This is a genomic window from Streptococcus mitis, assembly GCF_001579035.1.
Lineage (GTDB): Bacteria > Bacillota > Bacilli > Lactobacillales > Streptococcaceae > Streptococcus > Streptococcus mitis_J.
The window spans coordinates 17,331-20,489 of the sequence record NZ_KQ970293.1 but is presented as its reverse complement, the minus strand read 5'-3'; the positions used below and the strand labels follow the sequence as shown (position 1 = coordinate 20,489).

Annotated in this window: 5 protein-coding genes and 2 pseudogenes; all 7 read left to right on the top strand. The window is 37.0% G+C overall.

Translation table 11 applies throughout. From position 1 onward, the window contains the following. Positions 1–204, top strand: a 204-nt coding sequence (locus tag SMIDD26_RS12375; protein WP_246747033.1) for a YopX family protein, incomplete at its 5' end; no start/stop codon positions are given. Next, on the top strand, positions 201–437 hold the full coding sequence (locus tag SMIDD26_RS10270; protein ID WP_061440040.1) for a DUF3310 domain-containing protein: 237 nt from the start codon (positions 201–203) through the stop codon (positions 435–437). The genes SMIDD26_RS12375 and SMIDD26_RS10270, both read left to right, overlap by 4 nt. Continuing rightward, on the top strand, positions 427–591 hold the full coding sequence (locus SMIDD26_RS12370) for a hypothetical protein (RefSeq protein WP_167747522.1): 165 nt from the start codon (positions 427–429) through the stop codon (positions 589–591). The genes SMIDD26_RS10270 and SMIDD26_RS12370 overlap by 11 nt, the downstream gene beginning before the upstream one ends. 16 nt (positions 592–607) lie before the next feature. Next, a pseudogene (locus tag SMIDD26_RS10265) lies at positions 608–1,471 on the top strand (SPFH domain-containing protein). Positions 1,472–1,501: 30 nt separating this feature from the next. Further along, positions 1,502–1,927: an ArpU family phage packaging/lysis transcriptional regulator gene (locus SMIDD26_RS10260; protein ID WP_061440039.1), complete on the top strand. Its 426-nt coding sequence runs from the start codon at positions 1,502–1,504 to the stop codon at positions 1,925–1,927. Between the two features lie 218 nt (positions 1,928–2,145). Continuing rightward, positions 2,146–2,310 (top strand): annotated as a pseudogene (locus SMIDD26_RS12010) (phage major capsid protein); the annotation flags it as partial. A 135-nt stretch (positions 2,311–2,445) separates the two neighbouring features. Next, positions 2,446–3,012, top strand: coding sequence for a site-specific integrase (locus tag SMIDD26_RS10255; protein WP_061440038.1), 567 nt, complete (start codon positions 2,446–2,448; stop codon positions 3,010–3,012). Positions 3,013–3,159: the final 147 nt, after the last annotated feature.

Here is a 3,159-nt window from a genome sequence, read left to right as displayed (position 1 = left end):
GGAGGGGATATAGTTAGACAAGTACGAACTCAGCCAACAACAGAAAATGAAGTAATCATAGGTGTTGTAACCATGATTGAGGGAGCTTGGTTGATTATGAATGATTGCGAGAAATTAGCTAGCTATTTGTGGTCAGAAACTGACGAGAACGAAATCATTGGCAATATCTATGAAAATAAAGATATTTTGGAGGATAAGGAATGAACCCAGAAATAATTGACAACATAAACAAACCAAGCCACTACCAAGGTCGGTATGGTATGGAATCTATCGATGCTTTAAGAAACTTCATGACAGATGAGCAGATAAAAGGATTCTATCTAGGTAACAGTTTGAAGTACATACTACGACACCAGAAGAAAAACGGTCTGGAAGACCTGAAAAAAGCCAGAAAGAATCTTGACTGGCTAATCGAAGAGATGGAACATGAGAATTAAAACATTAATGGGAACAATCATCAATGTTGATAGGATAAAGCGCAGTATCACAGTTGAGGGTATTGAATTAGGCTCAGATTGTCGCGCTTTAGTATCTAAACACAAAGATGGTACAGGTACAATAACACTAGTTTTTGGTGGGAAAATAATTTAAAAAAGGAGTAAAAACAATGTTTATACAATATAATCACGAAACAGGAAAAACGACACTTACAAAACTTGCTAAGGGCGGTATCATTACAGTTGCAGCTGTTGCTTCACTTGGGATTTTTCGTCTCACGGCTGTGAAACGTATCCCAGCTAATACAGTTGGGGTTAAGGTTAGCGCAATTGGTGGTGTTCAAGAAAATACTCTGCAAACAGGATATCATCTAAAAATGCCATTTATTGACAAAGTCTACACTTTATCTACGTCTGTTCAAACAAAAACAATGGAGAAAATCACGACTCAGACAAAAGACGGTCAATGATTGAATACGAATATCGATGTGAAATATCGTGTCAATAAGGAAAAAGCCATGACGGTATTTTCTAATTACACTACCTTGAAAACAGTAAATGATAGTGTAGTATCTCCAGCAGTTCAACGTGCTATAGAATCGGTAACTGGTAATTACGATATCTATGATGTACTAGGTGACAAGCGTACTGAGGTCTATGAGGCGATTGATAAGGCTCTCAAAGAAAAATTTGAGTCTTATGATTTGGAGTTTGTATCTTTCACGATTACAGACCAAGATGCAGGAGATGAGATTGAAGCAGCAATCAAAAATGAATCGGTCAAACAAAAGGAAATCGACACTGCAAAACAAGAACAGGAAAAGGCTAAAGTTGAAGCTGATACTAAAAAAGTTCAGGCTCAAGCAGAAGCAGACGCAGGTATCATCAAAGCAGAAGGTGAGGCCAAGGCTAACAAAGCTAAGTCAGACTCAATCACAGATAATCTTATCCGGATGAAAGAAGCAGAAGCCAGAGAGAAACATGGCTGGGTCACTGTTAACGGTGCAGGTAGTGTGATCACGAATAAAGAATAGAATTTAAACGGTATAGAAATGAGGTGAGTGATGCCTTTCTTTCCAGAAATAAACCAAGTCAAAACAAAAGAAAACGCCAAGAAAGTATTAGAAGGATATCCTCATTGGCGTCGTGTAGCGAATGATACAGATGGTCAGAAGGTGACAACTACGTACTCTTTTACACCTCGGTGTCCTGGGAATAATGCAACTAGTCAAGTTGAGAAATTGGCAATTCGAAAAGTTGATGCAGAGTTAGAGATAGATGCTATTGAGCAGGCAGTTAGTAATTTACATGATCCTTACTATCGTAAAATCATATACGAGAAGTACCTTGTATGGTATCCTAAAAAAGATGAAACAGTATATAATGAGCTTGCAATCTCAGAAAGTTCATATTATGAAATTCTTGGAAAGGCTCTACTGGCATTTGCAGAGCTATATCGAAATGGTGAACAAATTGTAATTCTGGAGTAAGAGCGGAGTAAGTCAAGAGTAATTATCAATTTTAACGTGCTAAAATAGTATTATCCAATGATTGGCAATGAACAGTCATGAGGACTCCTAAAAATACAGAGGCTTCGGCCTCTTAGACAGTAAGGACAGGGAGATACTGAGCCCCCTATCGGTGATGACAAAACTATGCAAATGAAGCAGATGCTTCGTGAATTACTACCAAAAGGAGAATAGAAATTATGACAGATAATGCAATGAAAGCTGGAACACTTTTTAAACCAGAACTAGTAACAGAATTGATTGACAAGGTACAGGGGAAATCTGTACTAGCTAAATTGTCAGCACAAACTCCAATCCCATTTAATGGAGTAGAGCAATTCATCTTCAACCTTGAAGGAAATGCGCATTAGCAGGTTGTTTGGGTCTCCTTGAAACTTTTACCAAGCGTGCGTTTTACTGCTAGACCAGCTGGTTCAATTCCAGCTACTGTCATATTCAATGCCACGGCCAGTGGCTTTTTATGTAGGAAGGAGAGGTACATGAAGAAAGTAGAACCAATTCGTGATCTAGATGATATCGAACGAATCAAAGATTACTTGAAAAATAAAAGTGATAGAAACTATGTTCTTTTCATGTTTGGAATCTATTCTGGTCTAAGAGTGAGCGACATAGTACCTCTTCAAGTTAAGCAAGTAATTGCTGATAGGATTGAACTAAAAGAGAAGAAGACTGGGAAGATAAGGTATTTTCCAATCAGCCCCCCACTAAGAAAAGAAATCAATCGATACATTAAAGATAATCAGTTAGCAGAGTATGATTATCTCTTTCCAAGTAAAAAGAAAAAGCGAACAGATGGTGTTCGTATCACACACATTGGAAGAGTAGCAGTATATCAAATGCTACAAGATGCAGCTAAGTATGTAGGATTGAATCACATAGGAACTCATTCGATGAGGAAGACGTTTGGATATCATCATTACAAAAAGAATAACAATATAGCTATCCTTCAAAAGATATTTAATCACTCTACACCAGACATCACACTAGGATATATTTGTTACAGCCAAGATGAACTTGACCAGAGTATACTATCATTTGACTACTAAATAACCTATCTATTTTACATAATGAGAAAATGTAAATTAGTTTTTAGAAAAATATAGTGGAAGCCTTGGTACTCCTGACTTTGAAGTTGTTTAATTTTATTTAACAGAATATAAGATATGTTAAATATAAGAGGGGGTGGGTGCACT